Origin of the sequence: Pseudomonas cavernicola (assembly GCF_003596405.1) — a bacterium.
In the GTDB taxonomy this organism is placed as follows: domain Bacteria; phylum Pseudomonadota; class Gammaproteobacteria; order Pseudomonadales; family Pseudomonadaceae; genus Aquipseudomonas; species Aquipseudomonas cavernicola.
The window spans coordinates 155171-172369 of the sequence record NZ_QYUR01000003.1 but is presented as its reverse complement, the minus strand read 5'-3'; the positions used below and the strand labels follow the sequence as shown (position 1 = coordinate 172369).

General features: G+C 58.3%; 15 protein-coding genes. 11 read left to right on the top strand and 4 right to left on the bottom strand.

The features are described 5' to 3' along the window. Positions 1–136 precede the first annotated feature (136 nt). From D3879_RS15145 to D3879_RS15100, 11 genes are all read left to right on the top strand, one after another. Positions 137–3214, top strand: a complete 3078-nt coding sequence (locus tag D3879_RS15145) for an error-prone DNA polymerase (RefSeq protein WP_119955271.1) — start codon at positions 137–139, stop codon at positions 3212–3214. Between the two features lie 270 nt (positions 3215–3484). After that, positions 3485–3892 carry a hypothetical protein gene (locus D3879_RS26330; protein WP_147411163.1) on the top strand — a complete coding sequence of 136 codons (408 nt, stop codon included), beginning with the start codon at positions 3485–3487 and terminating at the stop codon, positions 3890–3892. Positions 3893–4548: 656 nt separating this feature from the next. Continuing rightward, positions 4549–4788 (top strand): nickel-binding protein, encoded by a 240-nt coding sequence (locus tag D3879_RS15140; RefSeq protein WP_119955136.1) that lies wholly within the window; start codon positions 4549–4551, stop codon positions 4786–4788. A 459-nt stretch (positions 4789–5247) separates the two neighbouring features. After that, on the top strand, positions 5248–6261 hold the full coding sequence (locus D3879_RS15135) for a 1-aminocyclopropane-1-carboxylate deaminase (RefSeq protein ID WP_119955135.1): 1014 nt from the start codon (positions 5248–5250) through the stop codon (positions 6259–6261). A gap of 187 nt (positions 6262–6448) precedes the next feature. Beyond that, complete coding sequence (locus tag D3879_RS15130; protein ID WP_119955134.1) at positions 6449–6865, top strand: SRPBCC family protein; 417 nt, start codon at positions 6449–6451, stop codon at positions 6863–6865. Between the two features lie 86 nt (positions 6866–6951). Further along, on the top strand, positions 6952–7341 hold the full coding sequence (locus D3879_RS15125; RefSeq protein ID WP_218567841.1) for an ASCH domain-containing protein: 390 nt from the start codon (positions 6952–6954) through the stop codon (positions 7339–7341). A gap of 525 nt (positions 7342–7866) precedes the next feature. Then, complete coding sequence (locus D3879_RS15120) at positions 7867–8136, top strand: VOC family protein (protein ID WP_218567840.1); 270 nt, start codon at positions 7867–7869, stop codon at positions 8134–8136. 90 nt (positions 8137–8226) lie between these two features. After that, positions 8227–8898 carry a dioxygenase family protein gene (locus D3879_RS15115; protein WP_119955132.1) on the top strand — a complete coding sequence of 224 codons (672 nt, stop codon included), beginning with the start codon at positions 8227–8229 and terminating at the stop codon, positions 8896–8898. 520 nt (positions 8899–9418) lie between these two features. After that, positions 9419–9760, top strand: a complete 342-nt coding sequence (locus D3879_RS15110) for an FKBP-type peptidyl-prolyl cis-trans isomerase (RefSeq protein WP_119955131.1) — start codon at positions 9419–9421, stop codon at positions 9758–9760. Between the two features lie 407 nt (positions 9761–10167). Beyond that, positions 10168–10671, top strand: a complete 504-nt coding sequence (locus D3879_RS15105; RefSeq protein ID WP_119955130.1) for a BRO-N domain-containing protein — start codon at positions 10168–10170, stop codon at positions 10669–10671. Between the two features lie 400 nt (positions 10672–11071). Continuing rightward, positions 11072–12067: an IS110 family RNA-guided transposase gene (locus D3879_RS15100; RefSeq protein ID WP_119952286.1), complete on the top strand. Its 996-nt coding sequence runs from the start codon at positions 11072–11074 to the stop codon at positions 12065–12067. A gap of 28 nt (positions 12068–12095) precedes the next feature. Here the strand turns inward: D3879_RS15100 and gabD are convergent, their stop codons facing one another. The 4 genes from gabD to lhgO form a co-directional block, all read right to left on the bottom strand. Further along, positions 12096–13541 (bottom strand): NADP-dependent succinate-semialdehyde dehydrogenase, encoded by a 1446-nt coding sequence (gene gabD, locus D3879_RS15095; RefSeq protein WP_119955129.1) that lies wholly within the window; start codon positions 13539–13541, stop codon positions 12096–12098. A 68-nt stretch (positions 13542–13609) separates the two neighbouring features. After that, the gene (locus tag D3879_RS15090) at positions 13610–14323 is read right to left on the bottom strand and encodes a type 1 glutamine amidotransferase (RefSeq protein WP_119955128.1); all 714 of its coding nucleotides are present in this window, start codon (positions 14321–14323) and stop codon (positions 13610–13612) included. A 148-nt stretch (positions 14324–14471) separates the two neighbouring features. Then, positions 14472–15839 (bottom strand): aspartate aminotransferase family protein, encoded by a 1368-nt coding sequence (locus tag D3879_RS15085; RefSeq protein ID WP_119955127.1) that lies wholly within the window; start codon positions 15837–15839, stop codon positions 14472–14474. Between the two features lie 44 nt (positions 15840–15883). Then, on the bottom strand, positions 15884–17113 hold the full coding sequence (gene lhgO / locus D3879_RS15080; RefSeq protein ID WP_119955126.1) for an L-2-hydroxyglutarate oxidase: 1230 nt from the start codon (positions 17111–17113) through the stop codon (positions 15884–15886). Positions 17114–17199 lie beyond the last annotated feature (86 nt).

Genomic DNA, 17199 nt, shown 5'->3' with positions numbered 1-17199 from the left:
TCTGTTCATGATCGCGCGAGCTAGAGCCAGACAAGGCGAAATCGGGCGAAGAAGCGGAGTTTACGAGCTGTAAATGAGCATTCTGAGCCTGATTTCAACGCAGTATGGCCGACGCGCAGCAGATCATGGACAGACTCTGAGCGCCGACTATGCCGAGTTGCACTGCCTGTCGAACTTCAGCTTCCAGCGCGGGGCCTCCAGCGCCAAGGAGCTGTTCGAGCGCGCCAAGCGCCATGGCTATCAGGCCCTGGCGATCACCGACGAGTGCAGCCTAGCCGGCATCGTGCGTGCCTGGCAGGCATCGAAAGAGACCGGTCTGCCGCTGATCGTCGGCAGCGAGGTGCGCATCCAGGCGGGTCCCAAACTCGTTCTGCTGGCGGAGAACCTGAGCGGTTACCAGGCGCTGTGCCGGTTGATCACCCAGGCCAGACGCCGAGCCAAAAAAGGCGAATACCGGTTGCTGCGCGAGGACTTTGCCGAGCCGTTGTCCGGGCTGTTCGCCCTCTGGCTGCCGGATAGTCCAAACGACGAAGGGGAGGGGCGTTGGTTGCGCACGCTCTTTCCCGCCCGGCTGTGGCTAGCGGTCGAACTGCACCGGGGGCCGGACGATGCACAGCGTCTGGCCCGGCTGCAGGCATTGGCTGCCGCCCTGGAAATTCCGGCGGTCGCCACCGGCGACGTGCACATGCACGCCCGCGGCCGTCGCGCCCTGCAGGACACAATGACCTCCATCCGCCACCACTGCACTGTGGCCGAGGCCGGGTATCGCCTGTTCGCCAACGGTGAACGTCACCTGCGCAGCCGAGAGCTTCTGGCCGAGCTCTATCCGCCTGAGCTGCTGGCCGAGTCGCTGCATATCGCGCAGCGCTGCACCTTCGACCTGGGTCAGCTGCGCTACCAGTACCCGCACGAACTGGTGCCTGAGGGGCATACCCCTACGTCCTGGCTGCGCGAACTGACCGAACAGGGCATGCGTTGGCGCTGGCCGCAAGGAATTGCGCAGAAGGCGCGAGATCTTGTCGAGCGCGAGCTGACGCTGATCGCCGAGCTGCGCTACGAGAGTTACTTCCTCACGGTGCACGACATCGTCCGCTTCGCCCGCAGCCGGCACATCCTCTGTCAGGGACGAGGCTCGGCCGCCAACTCGGCGGTGTGCTACGCGCTGGGCATCACCGAGATCGATCCTGCGCGGATGAACATGCTGTTCGAGCGTTTCCTCTCCAAGGAGCGCAACGAGCCACCCGACATCGATGTGGACTTCGAGCATGAACGCCGCGAAGAGGTGCTGCAGTACGTGTTCCAGCGCTACGGCCGGAGCCGGGCAGCGCTCACCGCCGTGGCCAGCACCTACCATGGCGCCGGCGCAGTGCGCGACGTTGCCAAGGCCCTCGGCCTGCCGCCGGACCAGGTCAACGCGCTGGCCGACTGCTGCGGTCATTGGAGCGACCGCCCACCCTCGGCCGAGCGCCTGCTCGAATGCGGCTTCGACCCGGACAGCCCGGTGCTGCGGCGGGTGCTGACGCTCACCGGCGAACTCATTGGTTTCCCTCGCCATCTGTCACAGCACCCCGGCGGTTTCGTCATCTCCGAACAGCCGCTAGAGACGCTGGTGCCGGTGGAGAACGCCGCCATGGCCGAGCGCACCATCATCCAGTGGGACAAGGACGACCTGGACCTGGTCGGCCTGCTCAAGGTCGATATCCTCGCGCTAGGGATGCTCAGCGCCTTGCGCCGCACCTTCGACCTGCTGCGCCGCTACCGCGGCCGCGACCTGACGCTGGCGACCATCCCGGCGGAGGACGCGAAAACCTACGAGATGATCGGCCGCGCCGACACCGTCGGCGTGTTCCAAATCGAATCGCGCGCGCAGATGGCGATGCTGCCGCGGCTCAAGCCCAAGAACTTCTACGACCTGGTCATCGAGGTGGCTATCGTTCGCCCTGGCCCGATCCAGGGTGACATGGTTCATCCCTACTTGCGGCGGCGTAACGGCGAGGAGCCGGTGACCTATCCGTCGGAGGCCTTGCGCAAGGTCTTCGAGCGGACCCTGGGCGTACCGCTGTTTCAGGAACAGGTGATGGAACTGGCCATCGTCGCCGCCGGCTATACGCCGGGCGAGGCCGACCAGCTGCGCCGCTCGATGGCCGCCTGGAAACGTCACGGCGGTTTGCAGCCGCATCAGGAACGCCTGACCCGCGGCATGCTCGAACGCGGCTACACGGCCGATTTCGCCGCCCGCATCTTCGAGCAGATCAAGGGCTTCGGCAGCTACGGTTTCCCCGAATCCCACGCGGCCAGCTTCGCCCTGCTGACCTACGCCAGCTGCTGGCTGAAATGCCACGAGCCGGCCGCCTATGCCTGCGCCCTGATCAACAGCTGGCCTATGGGCTTCTACAGCCCCGACCAGATCCTGCAAGACGCTCGCCGGCATCGCATCGAGATCCGCCCGGTGGACGTGCGCTACAGCGATTGGGACTGCACGCTGGAGGCGGGCAGGGCAGAGCAGCCCGCCATCCGACTGGGCCTGAGGATGGTGCGTGGCTTGCGCGAGGACGATGCCCGGCGTATCGAGGCGGCCAGGCAGGTTCGTCCCTTTACAGCAGTTACCGACCTTAGCGATTGCGCCAGGCTGGATGCTCGGGCGCGCAGTTTGTTGGCCGATGCCGGCGCCCTGCGCGGCCTGGCCGGACACCGGCACCGGGCCCGTTGGGCAGTGGCCGCCGTTGCGGTTCAGCCTCCATTATTTGCCGATCTGCCTGCGCAAGAAGAGGTTCAAGTGGCCCTGCCGCTCCCCACGGTCGGCGAAGATCTGTACGCCGACTACGCGACGCTAGGCACGACCCTGGGCCCGCACCCGCTGTCACTGCTGCGCCGCCAGCTCAGCGCCAGGCGCTGCCGCAATTCACGGGAGCTGGCCGGCATCGAGCATGGACGAAACGTCAGCGTCGCAGGCCTGGTGACGGGGCGGCAGCGACCGCAGACCGCCAGCGGCGTGACCTTCGTAACGCTGGAAGACGAGCACGGAATGATCAATGTCGTGGTCTGGCACGATTTGGCTGAGCGCCAGCGGCGGGAGCTGGTCGAATCGCAACTGCTGCAGGTGGATGGGCGCCTGGAAGCGGTAGACGGCGTGCGGCATGTGATCGCCCGGCGGCTGTGCGATCTCTCGCCGCTGCTGACCGGGCTAGATGTGCGGAGCCGAGATTTTCGGTGAGCTCGGCGGGAGTTGCTTACTTCTGTTTTCGGCCAGGAGTGGAAGTTGGCAGGACACCCTATGCTGTAGTAGCGTTTTGCCCACGGCTTCTGCAAAACCATCGAATGCGGCAGGGCTTAAGCATCGTGCATAACTCCCTTACACCGTCACTGAGCCGCTGTAACACCCTTTCTAGATAGGAAAAGCGATGAGGACAAGGAATGTTATCCACCACGCCTGTGAAAGCGTTATCACACCATTTGGTGCCTATTTATAGTTAGGGATATCCGCATGAAGACATTCCTTACATTCTTGATTATTGCAATATCAATATCTGCCCACGCTGAAGGCTGGGGTGCTTTTAGCGGTTACAACGAATCAAAAGAGCTAATCACCTTAGCGCCGGATTACAGCGACGACCAATCTCGCATTCAAAATATTTCAGACATACATTCGTGGGTATATGTTGGCACAGACAAATCTCAGTATGCTATTGAAATGAGGGATCTTTGCCACCAACACAAGGAATCCAAACAAAACGAACCAGATATTTGGTGCGATGGAAACAAGGACTCGCCATTACACGGCGCAACTTACAGATGGATTAAAACAATTGAAGGTCCAAGTAATGTAGATTACAGCGATAAAAAATATATCAATGCATTTCCGGCTGTAACTCACGCACCCCAACTCGCATGATTTATGAATATTAAACTCCCTAACAAACGGTTCAAGCCGTTCGCTTCGCTCACTGGGACCGCGTGCCGCGGCCCCTTAACCTAAACGTTAGATTACATTTGCTTTAGAGTTACTGCTCGCAGCGCTCGGCATAGTTCAGCGTAGTTTTGGCTTTGTGGTTACTTCAGGTTCAGCGCTCTTTTGGCCTTCCATGCGTTTCCGCCATTTTTCGGCATCGCGGCCAGTTGAACTTTGAAAGCCAGGCTGGCCAAAAAATAACGTAAGCCGCGGGTTTGTTGGGGTTGCTCGGGGAGCATCAAATTTATAGATTAACCGTTTGAAATGTGTCGCTACCGTGGTCTGCAAAGGCCTGTACGCTGCACGTTCTAACAAGTCGTTCAACGCCGACGATTCACCCTACGGCTGAATCGCGGCTTTAACTCCAACGTTAGGCGGCAAAGAGCCGGCTTTCTTACTGTCTTAGCTGAGGATGGCTCTTGACTTTGGTGGCGTATTGAACAGGGCCCGAAATCTTGCTTATACGGTCTATCAATCTATTGTTAATAGCTGTAGCAGAGGGCCGACTCAGCAAGAAAAGGTGAAATCGAACGCCTTTCATTTCCCGCTGGGAGCTGATCGACTAGTACACACCATCCAAACGGCAGGAGGACACAACCATGCCAAAGTTCATCGATGCCCATCCCATGCAGCCATTAACAGCGGACGAGCTAAACAAACTACAGAATTCGCCACCGGACGAGTTCGGGGTCACGCACCATGACATCCTGTTCAGCGAGAAGGACAACAAGATCTATTGTGTGCTGGACGCCCCGAACGCCGAAGCGATCCACAAGCATCATGCGAAGGCCGGCATCAAGTGTGAATGGGTACATGAAGTGAAGTCGACCCGCGGGTGACGGATAGCCCATAGTCGGCGCCCGCGTAGATAGCACCGGGATTTAAAACAAAAACCTAGGGATACGTTCTCGTTCTGGCTGAGCAGGGGCTGGGGGAGCGTCCCTACCCCACCAGCCTCAGCGCTCCCGGGGAGGGGGCTATAGGCGCCATGTTTCCGGCCAGGATGCGCCCCCGCCTAACAAGGCCATCCAGGCGACGCCGCACAAAGCTGCGGCGCGCCTGATGGCACGGGCGTTAGGCGGCAAAGCAAAGCCCGGTAAAACATGGAAGTTATGCGCTCAAATAACACATTACGTCTTCCGCCTGGTGTTCCGCGGCGGCAGGGCGAATCCAACCCGCACCCTTTGCATGGCTCTCGCCACAATACCGCGTGCACCCGCTACAGTCTGACATACCGCACGCGTCAGTCTCGGGCGCATTATTTTTCTGGTTATGTACAAATCTCCGAGTGCCTTGCCATGCTGGAAAAATTTGAACGCTATCCACTCATGTTCGGCCAAACGCCGATTGAGAAACTGAATCGCCTATCGGCGTGCCTCGGTGGCCAGATCGAGATCTATGCCAAACGAGAGGATTGCAACTCTGGACTGGCGTTTGGCGGCAACAAGATCCGCAAGCTGGAATACATCGTTCCCGATGCCATTGCCTCGCATGCAGACACGCTGGTAACCATCGGTGGCGTCCAGTCAAACCACACGCGCCAAGTTGCGGCTGTCGCTGCCAAACTCGGCATGAGGTGCCGTCTCGTTCAAGAAAGCTGGGTGCCATTCCAGGATGCGGTCTACGACCGGGTGGGGAATATCCTGTTGAGCCGCGTGATGGGAGCGGAGATTGAATTCGTCGACGAAGGTTTCGATATCGGTATCCGTGAGAGCTGGGAGCGGGCGCTAGAAGACGTTAAGGCGAAAGGAGGAAAACCGTATGCCATTCCCGCCGGTGCGTCCGTGCACAAATATGGCGGTCTCGGCTATGTCGGCTTCGCCGAAGAAGTACGCGAGCAAGAGGCTAAGATGGGGATCAAATTTGATTACATTATCGTCTGCACTGTGACCGGTTCCACGCATGCGGGCATGCTGGTGGGATTCGCCAAGGATGGTCGTGCTCGCAATGTGATTGGTATCGACGCCTCCGCCACACCTGAACAAACCAGGACTCAAGTGTTGGCAATCGCTCAGCATACGGCCAATCTTGTTGGGCTTAGCCAGGAAATCACAGCTGACGATGTGATCCTAAGGGAAGAATACGCCTATCCGGCCTATGGCATTCCATCAGAAGAGACCAATGAAGCCATTCGGTTGTGCGCTCGCATGGAAGGCATGATGACGGACCCGGTCTATGAGGGGAAATCCATGCAAGGCCTCATTGATCTCGTCCGCAAGGGTTTTTTCCCAGATGGGTCGAAGGTTCTCTATGCACATCTTGGTGGTGTACCAGCGATTAACGCGTATAGCTATATCTATCGAAACGGCTGACTTTTGTACATCGTCGTAAGCTGCGATTGAGGAGTTAAACCACTGAGGAGCAACAGTCACGGAAATGAAAAATTCCGGCTATGAAAAAATCTAACATGGTCTTGGAGGGCGACTTCGTTAAGCGCTGGCGCGCTTTCCTCAGCGCCTCAAGAGTTGCATTAGTTGCAAATTGGCCTAGGAGAAAGGCATGAAGATTACTGTAGAAACCGTCGTTAAGTCAGATATCGATTCAACGTGGGCAGCTTGGAATAGCCCAGAGGATATCAACAGTTGGAATGCCGCCTCTGATGATTGGCATACAACGAAAAGTAGTGTTGACTTACGAGTTGGTGGTAAGTTCTGCTATCGAATGGAAGCCAAAGATGGAAGTATGGGATTCGATTTCGAAGGTGCTTATTCAAATATAATTGATAATAAACTCATCGAATATACCCTTGGAGATGATAGACATGTTTCTATCGACTTTAAAGAAGTCGAAGATGGTGTAAAAGTTACAGAAACGTTTGAAGCTGAAGATGAAAACAATACTGAGCTACAACGACAGGGATGGCAAAGTATACTAAATAACTTTGCAAATCATGTCGAGTCAAAAGCTAAACGGTAAAAAAATCAGCAACTAACAAACGCGTCAATTTGGACTGGTTTTCCGCTGCCGCTCCAAACCAGTCCATTACGCGGGCGTTAGGTCATATGGAACAAGCCACTATGCTCGCCCTTTCAGTCGTTACTCCCAGCGGGAGTAATATTGCAGCCGGGAGAAAGACTATAGAGGTTCGCTCATGGAAGCCGGAGCAATTACCACTACGCAATCTGCTTATCATCGAAAACAATCGTTTTTTGAACCATGAACTTCTCTTCGATCCACATGGAAAAGCGGTTGCTTTGGTTGATGTAGAGGAAATCCACGAATGGCAGCCTAATCAGGTCGAGGCGGCCTGCTCAAGCGGTTGGCAACCTGGGTATTGGGCGTGGAAGCTCACAAACGTCCGATCGGTTACAGCCAAAGTGGATGTCCCTGCGAAGCTTGGAATTTATGAGGTAGATCTTGACGAGGCCTTATTATCCGGTGCCACGACCTAACATGCGTATATGGACTCTCCCCACAACGTAGTGAGTAAAGCTCTTCCAACTCTGTCGTCAGCGCGGTTGCATTCGTCTATCCGGCCTGTGCTGGGCGTTATCGCCCTGGCCACGCTGTAGTTCGCGCAACGGGCGCCATGTCGCCTATCACCGCACCGGGCCGTTCCGCTCTGCCGTGGCAGGAAAGTCTAGTCACCGCCGGGTTTGTCAGCGTTGGCCTCGCTATAATTGCTGCTACCGTTCTCGTCCTGTGGGGTTTGAAAGGTAAGGCCAGTGCGTGAGCGGCTAACAACCCATACAAGGCGTGACGTTTTTGGCATGCGCCAAAACACGGCCTTAATTCCAACGTTAGGCAACACTGACGACTGGCCCCGGCGCCTAAGGCGAACATTCAGGAGTCGTGAGATGACGATCCATCTTGATCATTTCATAGTTTCGGCACGAAACAAGGCTGCTTCTGGAATGCTCTTGGCGAAGCTTCTCGGTGTTCCATGCGGGTAGGCGCAGGCAGGTCCATTCTTCGCCGTGTACATCAATGAGGGGCTGACCTTGGACTTCTTCGAGACAGACGAGGCTTTTCCCGTCGAACACTACTGCTTTCGAGTTGGAGACGACGAGTTCAACTCCATTCTGGATCGCATCAAGGCGGCTGGGATCAAGTACCGTAGCGCCGTTCGCGGGCCCGAGGACATGCAGATCAGCACCCAGTTTGGAGGCCGCGGCATCTACTGGAACGAGCCTGAAGGGCATCAGTGGGAAATGTTGACGGTCAGTTATGCCAGGCCGCCCAAGTAGCTCAGGTTTGGCTTGGCTGTGTCGCCCAACAACAGGTTAAGCGTGTCTTTATGTCTACAGCGGGTGTAAACATCCGGATAGGAGGCAAACATGGACAAGCATCAAATCCCGACGGTTAGCTTGGGCATCTCACGACGAATCTTCTTGTACAGGAGTGCAATGATACTTGGGAGCGGACTTCTGGCCGGCTCTGCTTTTGCCGCCAAGCAAGGCTGTCGGCCCACCGAGTCCGATATCCTCGGCCCGTTCTATCGGTTCGACGCGCCATTTCACGCCCGGCTGGCAAGTCCTGATGAGCCCGGTGACAGGCTTGTTCTGACCGGCACAGTGTTTAGTTCAGACTGCCGTACACCCCTCCCGGGGGCATTGATCGAGGTGTGGCAAGCGAATCACGCTGGCTTGTACGACACCAACAAGCCAGGCAACTTCACCGAGGCCAGTACCTTCCACTTGCGGGGGAAACTGTATACGAATGAAAAGGGGCAATACGAGATTGAGACGATTATGCCGGGCCGATACCCGGTCCCGCCAAATCTGCTGGGACTTGAGAAATATGCGGGGCTGACGCGACCTGCGCATATTCACTTTCGGGTCATGGAGTCGTTGCACGTTCCGGTTACGACGCAGCTCTATTTCAAGGGCGACCCCTTCATTGCCAACGATCCTTGGGCCGGTCACAAGCCATCGTTGGCCATTGATTTAAAACAGGACGGCAAGCTACGCCGCGGTATTTTTGACGTCGTACTCGCCAGGGGCTTTTAGAAGGCACGCCTAACAGACGGTTGCAACCGACGCATTTGCCTCCGTTTTGCTTCGGCAAGTACGCGGCTAACTGAACGTAACTAAAGAGGTCGGAGTGATTTATTTTTTGATCGTTCCCACGCTCCAGCGTGGGAACGCAGCTAAAGACGCTCCGCATCTGCTCTACATGCCGGACGCAGAATGTCTTGCCAGGCTTCCCGCGCAGCCTTGTAGGGCGGGTGAAACCCGCGCGGTAAAAACTAATGACTGGCTGAGATTGCTGTGTTGTTTTTATTTGGCGGGTTTCACCCGCCCTACAAACTAAAAAGGTCGCTAGATACGTCCATGACCGAGTATCTCGCCGACGAACCCGGGCCACGCGGAGTGGTCCAACCCGATGATGGGATCACCCCGCACGGGCTTAAATCTTAAGCCCCGGGGAGCGAATAGCAGTTGCGCCTGAAGCGGGGTGCGACCCGGGAAATGGCGTATCCAACGGTGCGAACCCAGTCACGCGCTACCGAATGAACGGGAGAGAGTGATGAGCAGCGAAGTGCAGGTTGTAGATATTCAACTAGGCGACGGCAAAGAAGTGGTCAAAGGCGCCTTAATCACCACCCATTACAACGGCTACCTGGAGGACGGAACCACGTTCGACTCCTCCTATGATCGCGGCAAGCCTTTCCAGTGCGTCATCGGAACCGGACGCGTGATCAAAGGCTGGGATCAGGGGTTGATGGGCATGAAAGTCGGCGGCAAGCGCAAACTTTTTGTGCCGGCCCACCTCGCCTACGGCGAAAGTCAGTTCGGCCCTTACATCAAGCCGAACTCAAACCTGATTTTCGAGATCGAATTGCTGGAAGTGCTGACGCGGGAGGATTGATGGCCGTCTGAATAGCCTCCGCTTTCTTAGATGTTTTGAGGGTTCCCACGCTCCTGCGTGGGAACCCTCAAGTAATGTCTTTCCCGTCCAACTCTGCTCCCCGTCCTATTGCCCTTCCTATCTACTCTGCCTATCCTGCGCCGGTCACGGTCAATCCCGTGGCCGGGTTTGACAGCCCGTTCAGTTAGGCGCGATTGCGCCAGCAGGTGCATGCGAAAACGGCGGACGTTTTTGCAGGCACTGGTACGCATGCAGTTTTGACTGCAACGCTTTATGGCGGATCGCGTGGGGAGACCCTCGTGGTCTGCCGGTACCTAACTGCCGGTCTGTCAACCCCGCGCGGTCCGCCACCCTTTGAATGACAGCAAAGGCTGGTGACTCCAAGGACTTCAGTTAGGAGCGACACCATGCATGAAGCATTTACCCCTCTCATTTTTCACCGCTACAACCGCCCCTTGCGCGGGCTGATGATCGACAACCAACCCTGGTTCGCCGCTCGCGATTTCGGCCTGCTGATGGGCCATCGCCACCCGGAACGAATCTGCCGGCTGGCGGACGACGACCAGATCAGAACCGTGCGTTTCGCCCAGGCGGGCGGTGGTGAGGAAATGGTCGAAGTGATCAGCGAATCCGCTGCCTACCGGGCGCTCTGCCGGTTCACTCATCCCGAAAACCGCAACCTGCGCCGCTGGCTGACCCATGAGGTGATTCCTACCCTGCGTGATGCACGCAACCCCGATATCCAGGCGCCACGGCGCACGTTGATGAACTGGGGTACGCAGCGGGTCAGCCTGCTGGAATGGCAGGGCAAGTTGTGGATTCCGTTGAATGAGCTGCCCGACTTCAGCCAGATCGACGCTGACCGCCAGCAGTCGGCGCGGCTCGGTTTGCTGCAGCGTTGGTTGCGTTGAATGTAGGTTGGTGCTGAGCGCCAGCGATGCCCAACAACCGGCCGTAAGGCCGGGCTGTTAATCGTGAGAGCATGCATAGGGGAGTCGCCGGGCGACTCCTTGTTGGGCATCACTTCGTTCAGCGCCAACCTTGTATGTTGTTTTCCGTCAACCGGGTTAGCCTTTCAGGCCCTGCGCTTGACGCAGAGAAGCAGTTACTGGGGAGGCCGTTCCAACCTGGAGGTGAGTTCACACTCAACCTCGTCCGTAGATTGGCCCCCCGCCTCATTGCCCACCGCGTGGAGTATCCGGAAGCCAGCTCATTGAGGTGGACTTCGCATCACAAGGTTGCAGCGGCAAGAAGTGCGAGGTCGGGGAACCGGTAGCTATTGTTGCTCAAATGCCGGGCGAGATGAAAACAATGAGCGTATTTGTCGGTGTGGATGTGGGTGCCAAGACAGTTGTCTTGGCATGGCGAAAGGGTGGTCGCACGCGGGGCAAGCTGGACATCCAGCAAACGCCCGAGGGGCACGCCCAGGCGGTGGAGCGGATTAAAGCGCTAGAAGCCGTCCAAGTCGTGATGGAGGCCACCGGCGTTTACTACTTGGACTTGGCCGTTGCCTTGAGCAAGGCCGGGATCGTCGTATCTGTCATCAACCCCAAAAGCTTCCACCACTTTGCCCAACTCAAGTTGGCGCAAAGCAAGACCGACCCGCTAGACGCGGCCCTCCTGGCCGAGTACGCCGAGCGGATGACGCCAGCCCCTTGGACTGCGCCGGATACCCTCCGTATGGCGCTGCGTGACATCGGCCGACAAATCAATCGGCTGACCGCGACCCGTACACAAGCCAAGAACCGCCTGCACGCCTTGCGCTCCAAACGTGACACGCTGGCGCTGCTGATTGAAGACGAAGTTGAAGCGGTCGAGAGGCTGGATCAGCGCATCGAGCGACTCAGCAACGCTGCACAGCGCCTGATTGCCGAGGACGCCGTGTTGAACAGTCAGTTTCAGCATCTGCTGGCAGCCAAAGGTGTTGGCGTTGCCAGTGCTATTGCGTTACTGGCTGAACTCAGTGTCCTGCCCCAGCATCTGAAGGCGCCGCAAGTCAGTCGCTATGCCGGGCTAGATATCCGCCTGTGCCAATCGGGCAGTAGCGTCAATAAGGCTTCACGGCTGAGCAAGGCGGGTAATGCCTATCTACGAAGCGCCCTCTACATGCCGGCACTGAGCGCGGTACGACATGACCCAAACGCCAAGGCCTTCTACCTGTCCCTACAACGCCGTGGCAAAAAGAAAATACAGGCCGTATGCGCCGTCATGCGCAAGTACCTGACCGGGCTTTGGGCTTGCATCCAACTGGGCGAACCCTTCGACTCCAGCAAGCTATTCAGCAAAATCCATCTGGCTGAAGCTTGACGTCCAACAGAGTATCTACGGGTTGCGCTTAAATACCGCCGAGGCAGAGGTATTTGATTTCCAGGTAATCCTCGATGCCGTACTTGGAACCCTCGCGGCCCAGGCCCGAGGCCTTGATGCCGCCGAACGGCGCCACTTCGGTGGAGATGATCCCGGTGTTGATGCCGACGATGCCGTACTCCAGCGCCTCGGCGACACGGAACACCCGGCCGAGGTCGCGGGCATAGAAGTAGGAAGCCAGACCGAACTCGGTGTCGTTGGACATGGCGATCACTTCGGCCTCGTCCTTGAAGCGGAACAGCGGCGCCAGCGGGCCGAAGGTCTCTTCCTTGGCCACCGCCGCGTTGTTCGGCACGTTGAGCAGGATGGTCGGTTCGAAGAAGTTGCCACCCAGGCTGTTGCCGCCGGCGACCACGCTGGCGCCCTTGCTCACGGCGTCGGCGATATGTTCCTGGACCTTGGCCACGGCCTTCTCGTCGATCAACGGGCCGGTGGTGATGCCGTCGTCCAGACCGTTGCCGATCTTCAGCTTGGCCACCGCGGTTTTCAGCTTCTCGGCGAAGGCATCGTACACGCCGTCCTGCACATACAGGCGGTTGGCGCACACGCAGGTCTGGCCGGCGTTGCGGTACTTGGAGGCCAGCGCGCCGTCGACCGCGGCATCCAGGTCGGCGTCGTCGAACACGATGAACGGCGCGTTGCCGCCCAGTTCCAGCGAGATTTTCTTGATGTCCTTGGCGCATTCGGCCATCAACTGGCGACCGATCTCGGTCGAACCGGTGAAGGACAGCTTGCGCACGATCGGGTTGCTGGTCAGCTCGCCACCGATGTCGCCGGCGCTGCCGGTGACCACGCTGAGCACGCCTTTCGGGATACCGGCACGGTGCGCCAGCTCGACCAGCGCCAAGGCCGAGAACGGTGTCTGGCTGGCCGGTTTGATCACCATGGTGCAGCCGGCGGCCAGGGCCGGGCCGGCTTTACGGGTGATCATCGCCGCCGGGAAGTTCCACGGGGTGATCGCCGCGGTCACGCCGATCGGTTGCTTGATCACGATCAAGCGCTTGTCCGGTTGGTGGCCGGGAATCACGTCGCCATAGACGCGCTTGGCTTCCTCGGCGAACCACTCGATGAAGGAGGCGGCGTAGACGATCTCGCCCTTGGCTTCGGCCAGCGGCTTGCCCTGTTCCAGGGTCATCAGGCGGCCGAGGTCGTCCTGGTTTTCGATCAACAGCTCGAACCAACGGCGCAGCTTGTTGGCGCGGTCCTTGGCGGTCAGCGCACGCCAGGCCGGCAGGGCCTTGTCGGCGGCTTCGATGGCGCGGCGGGTTTCCGCAGCACCCATTTTCGGCACAGTGCCGATGATCTCGTTGGTGGCCGGGTTGTTGACCTTGATGGTCTGGCCGTTGTCCGCGTCCACCCAGGCGCCGTCGATATAGGCTTGCTGGCGGAACAGTTGAGCGTCTTTGAGTTGCATGGCGGGCTCCTTAACAGGTGGCTTTCAGTTCATGAAATGCTTTGCAGGTAGATGGGGGCCGGTCGTGTTTAGGCGCTTGCGCGAAAAAATGCGGCAGCCCATGCAGCGATCTGGTTGTTATCAACGCGCAGTGTTTCAACGCTTTCAAGGGCCTTGGCCGATACCTCTTCGGGCAAAAGGGTGCCTTTGAATTTTTCGGCTAGCGCCCGAATATATTCTGGGGTGAACTCTGGGTGATACTGGACTGAAATTGCGGGGAAGTTGTAAATGAAGACCCCGTTAGGACAATGCGACGATCCGCCAACGCGTGAGGCTTCAGGCGGCATCTCTGTCACTTGATCCTGATGGAAAATGAACGATGCGGCAGATTTCGGCACGGCATCGGCTACATATTCATAAAATTGCGCACCTACACCCCATCCTTTGACCGCTTTGGTCGTCAGACCGCCATAAGCGTCCGCCATGATCTGGTGACCGAAGCAGATGCCAAAGACTGGTCGGCGAATATCCCGCAGGTTTTGCAAAAATGCGCTCAGGTTAAGCATCCAGGCAGTTTTTTCGTATGCGCTGTAACGAGAGCCGGACAATATATATCCGTCGAACTCCTCTGGCCTGGGTAGAGGCTCACCCTTCACTGGGGAGATATAGGTAAACCGTGCCTCTGGCAAAAAGGGGGCAAGCCAGCGCTCGATCATTGAGGGATATGATCCAAAATTTCCGATCAGATCATCTGGGGTCAGCCCATTTTCAAAGATACATATATTGAGCGGCTTCTTATTCATCTCTCACCCATGACAAATTTAACTATTCAATAATCACCTCACCGGCTGATTTCAGCCGGTGAGGTGATTTAACTGCCTGTGTACGCTCAAATGCACCCGCCCCACTGAAGTTTGCACGCTCGGATCCTGGCGGCCCGAGCACTGCAGCTCAGCGCGCCCAGTGGGTAGTATCGTCGAGCGCCTTGCCGAAGCGTTCCAGGATCAGGCCGACTTCCTGCTCGGTGACAATCAACGGCGGGCAGAAGGCGACGGCATCGCCCATGGCGCGGGTGATCATGCCGTGCTCCTGGGCCCTGCCGGCCATGTAGCGGCCGAGGGTGCCGAGTGTCTGGTGCGGCGCCTTGCTCACGCGATCGCCAACCAGTTCGACCGCAGCGATCAGGCCGCAACCGCGGATCTCGCCAACCAAGGGGTGATCGGAGAAATTCTGCAGGCCGGTGTGCAGCAGCTTGCCCATCTGCGCCGCGTGTTCGACCAGATTTTCCTCTTCGATAATCTTCAGGTTTTCCAGGGCCACAGCGGTGGCCACCGGATGACCGCTGCCGGTGAAACCATGGCCGAGGGTGCCGAGGGCCTGGCTCTGATCGGCGATGCCCTGGAAGACTTTATCGTTGATCAGAATCGCCGCGATCGGCTGGTAGGAAGAGGACAGCTGCTTGGACACCACCATGATGTCCGGCTGGATGCCAAAGGTCTGGCTACCGAACATCTGCCCGGTTCTGCCGAAGCCGCAGATGACTTCGTCGGCGATCACCAGGATGTCGTGCTTGCGGCAGACCCGCTGGATCTTTTCCCAGTACGTGCGTGGCGGCACGATGACGCCGCCGGCGCCCATCAGCGGTTCGCCAATGAACGCGGCGATGGTTTCCGGGCCTTCCGCGAGAATCTTCTGCTCTAGTTCTGCCGCCAGCCGGTCGGCAAACTGCTCTTCGCTTTCACCGGGCTGGGCGAAGCGGTAATGGTGTGGGCAACCGACATGCAGGAAGCCCGGCAGCGGCAGGTCGAAACCGCGCTGGTTACCCGGCAGACCGGTCAAGCTGGCGCTGGCGACCGTGATGCCGTGGTAGCCGTTGATTCGGCTGATGAACTTCTTCTTGGCCGGTTTGCCGAGTGCGTTGTTCAGGTACCAGACCATCTTGACGACGGTGTCGTTGGCCTCGGACCCGGAGTTGGTGAAGAACACCTTGCTCATCGGGACCGGCGCCATCTCGATCAGCTTTTCGGCCAGTTCGATGCTCGGGCGGTGCGATTTGTGGCTGAACAGGTGGTAGAACGGCAGGGTGTGCAGCTGCTGCTCGGCGGCCTTGATCAGGCGTTGATTGCTGAAGCCCAGCGCGGTGCTCCACAAGCCAGCCATCGCTTCGATATAGGCTTTGCCCTGGTCGTCATACACGTAGATATCTTCGCCACGCTCGATGATCAGCGGACCGACTTCCTGGTGCAGGCGGGCATTGGTGTACGGGTGGAGTTGATACTGGATGTCTTTTTCTGGCAGCGAGGAAACTGGCTGGTTCATGGCACGCTCTCGGGGTGAGTGACAAGGCATGGGGTTAGGTTTGACTAGGCGGACTGCTTGGCTTTGCTGAAACCCGGCAGGGCCAGCAGCTGAGCGTCGATTTGCTCGATGATGTAAGCCCCGATCGGGAGTGCAGACGTTGCCGCAGGTGACGGCGCGTTGCAGACGTTGACACTGCGCCGGGTATTGCGGAACAGGAAGTCCTCGATCAACTTGCCATCCTTGGAGACCGCTTGGGCGCGGACCCCGGCCGGATACGGCTTGAGATCTTGCACCGTGAGGCTGGGGCAGTATTTACGCACTTCCTGCAGATAGCCGCGCTTGAACAGCGAGTTCTTCATCTCGATCAGGCCGGGGCGCAGGTTGTCTTTGAGCACCTTGAGGATGCCTGGGTTGGTCAGCATCGCGAAGGTGTCGGCCAGCGAAATGTCACGTTTGCGATAGCCCTCGCGCTTGAGCGCCAATACCGCATTCGGGCCGACGGTCACGCTGCCATCGATCATGCGGGTCAGGTGCACGCCGAGGAACGGCATCGACGGATCCGGGATCGGGTAAATCAGGTGGTTGACGATCCGGTTGTGCTGCTCGGGCAGCAGATAGTATTCGCCGCGGAAGGGGCAAATGCTGAAACCTGGATCGAGGCCGAGCATGCGCACCATGCGGTCGGCCATCAGCCCTGAGCAGGTGACCATGAAGCGGCCGCTGAATTCGCCGGTCTTGGTTTTCACCAGCATTTCCGTGGGGCGTTCTTCCAGGCCGCTGACCTCGGTGCCATAGCGAATTTCGCCGCCACACTTCTGGAACTCGCGGGCCATGGCGGCGGTGACCTCGGCATAATTCACGATGCCGCTGGAGGGCACGAATATCCCGCCGATCCCGCTGATGTTCGGCTCACGCTCACGCAACTGCCCGGCAGACAGCCAGCGCCGCTCCAAGCCATTGGCCGCGGTGCGCTCCCAGAGCGCTTTCATCCGCTGCATTTCCAGCTCATTGGTCGCCACCAGCAGCTTGCCGCACTCGTCGTAGCGGATGCCTTGCTGGTCACAGAAGGCCTTGGTGGCCCGATTACCCTCCAGGCAGAACTTGGCCTTCAGGCTGCCGGGCGTGTAATAGACACCCGCGTGGATTACGCCACTGTTATGGCCGGTTTGATGCTGTGCCGGCCCTGATTCCTTTTCCAGCAACAGCATCCTGCTGTCGGGATAGGCCTTGATTAGCTGCATGGCCGTGGACATGCCGATGATGCCGCCGCCGATAATGATGAAGTCGTACATACCGTTGCCTAAGCTGCTGTGACGGTTAGTGGCGCAAGAGGGCAGGCGCAGCAGCCTGGCGTGCCCTCTATATGGAGTGGGGCGGG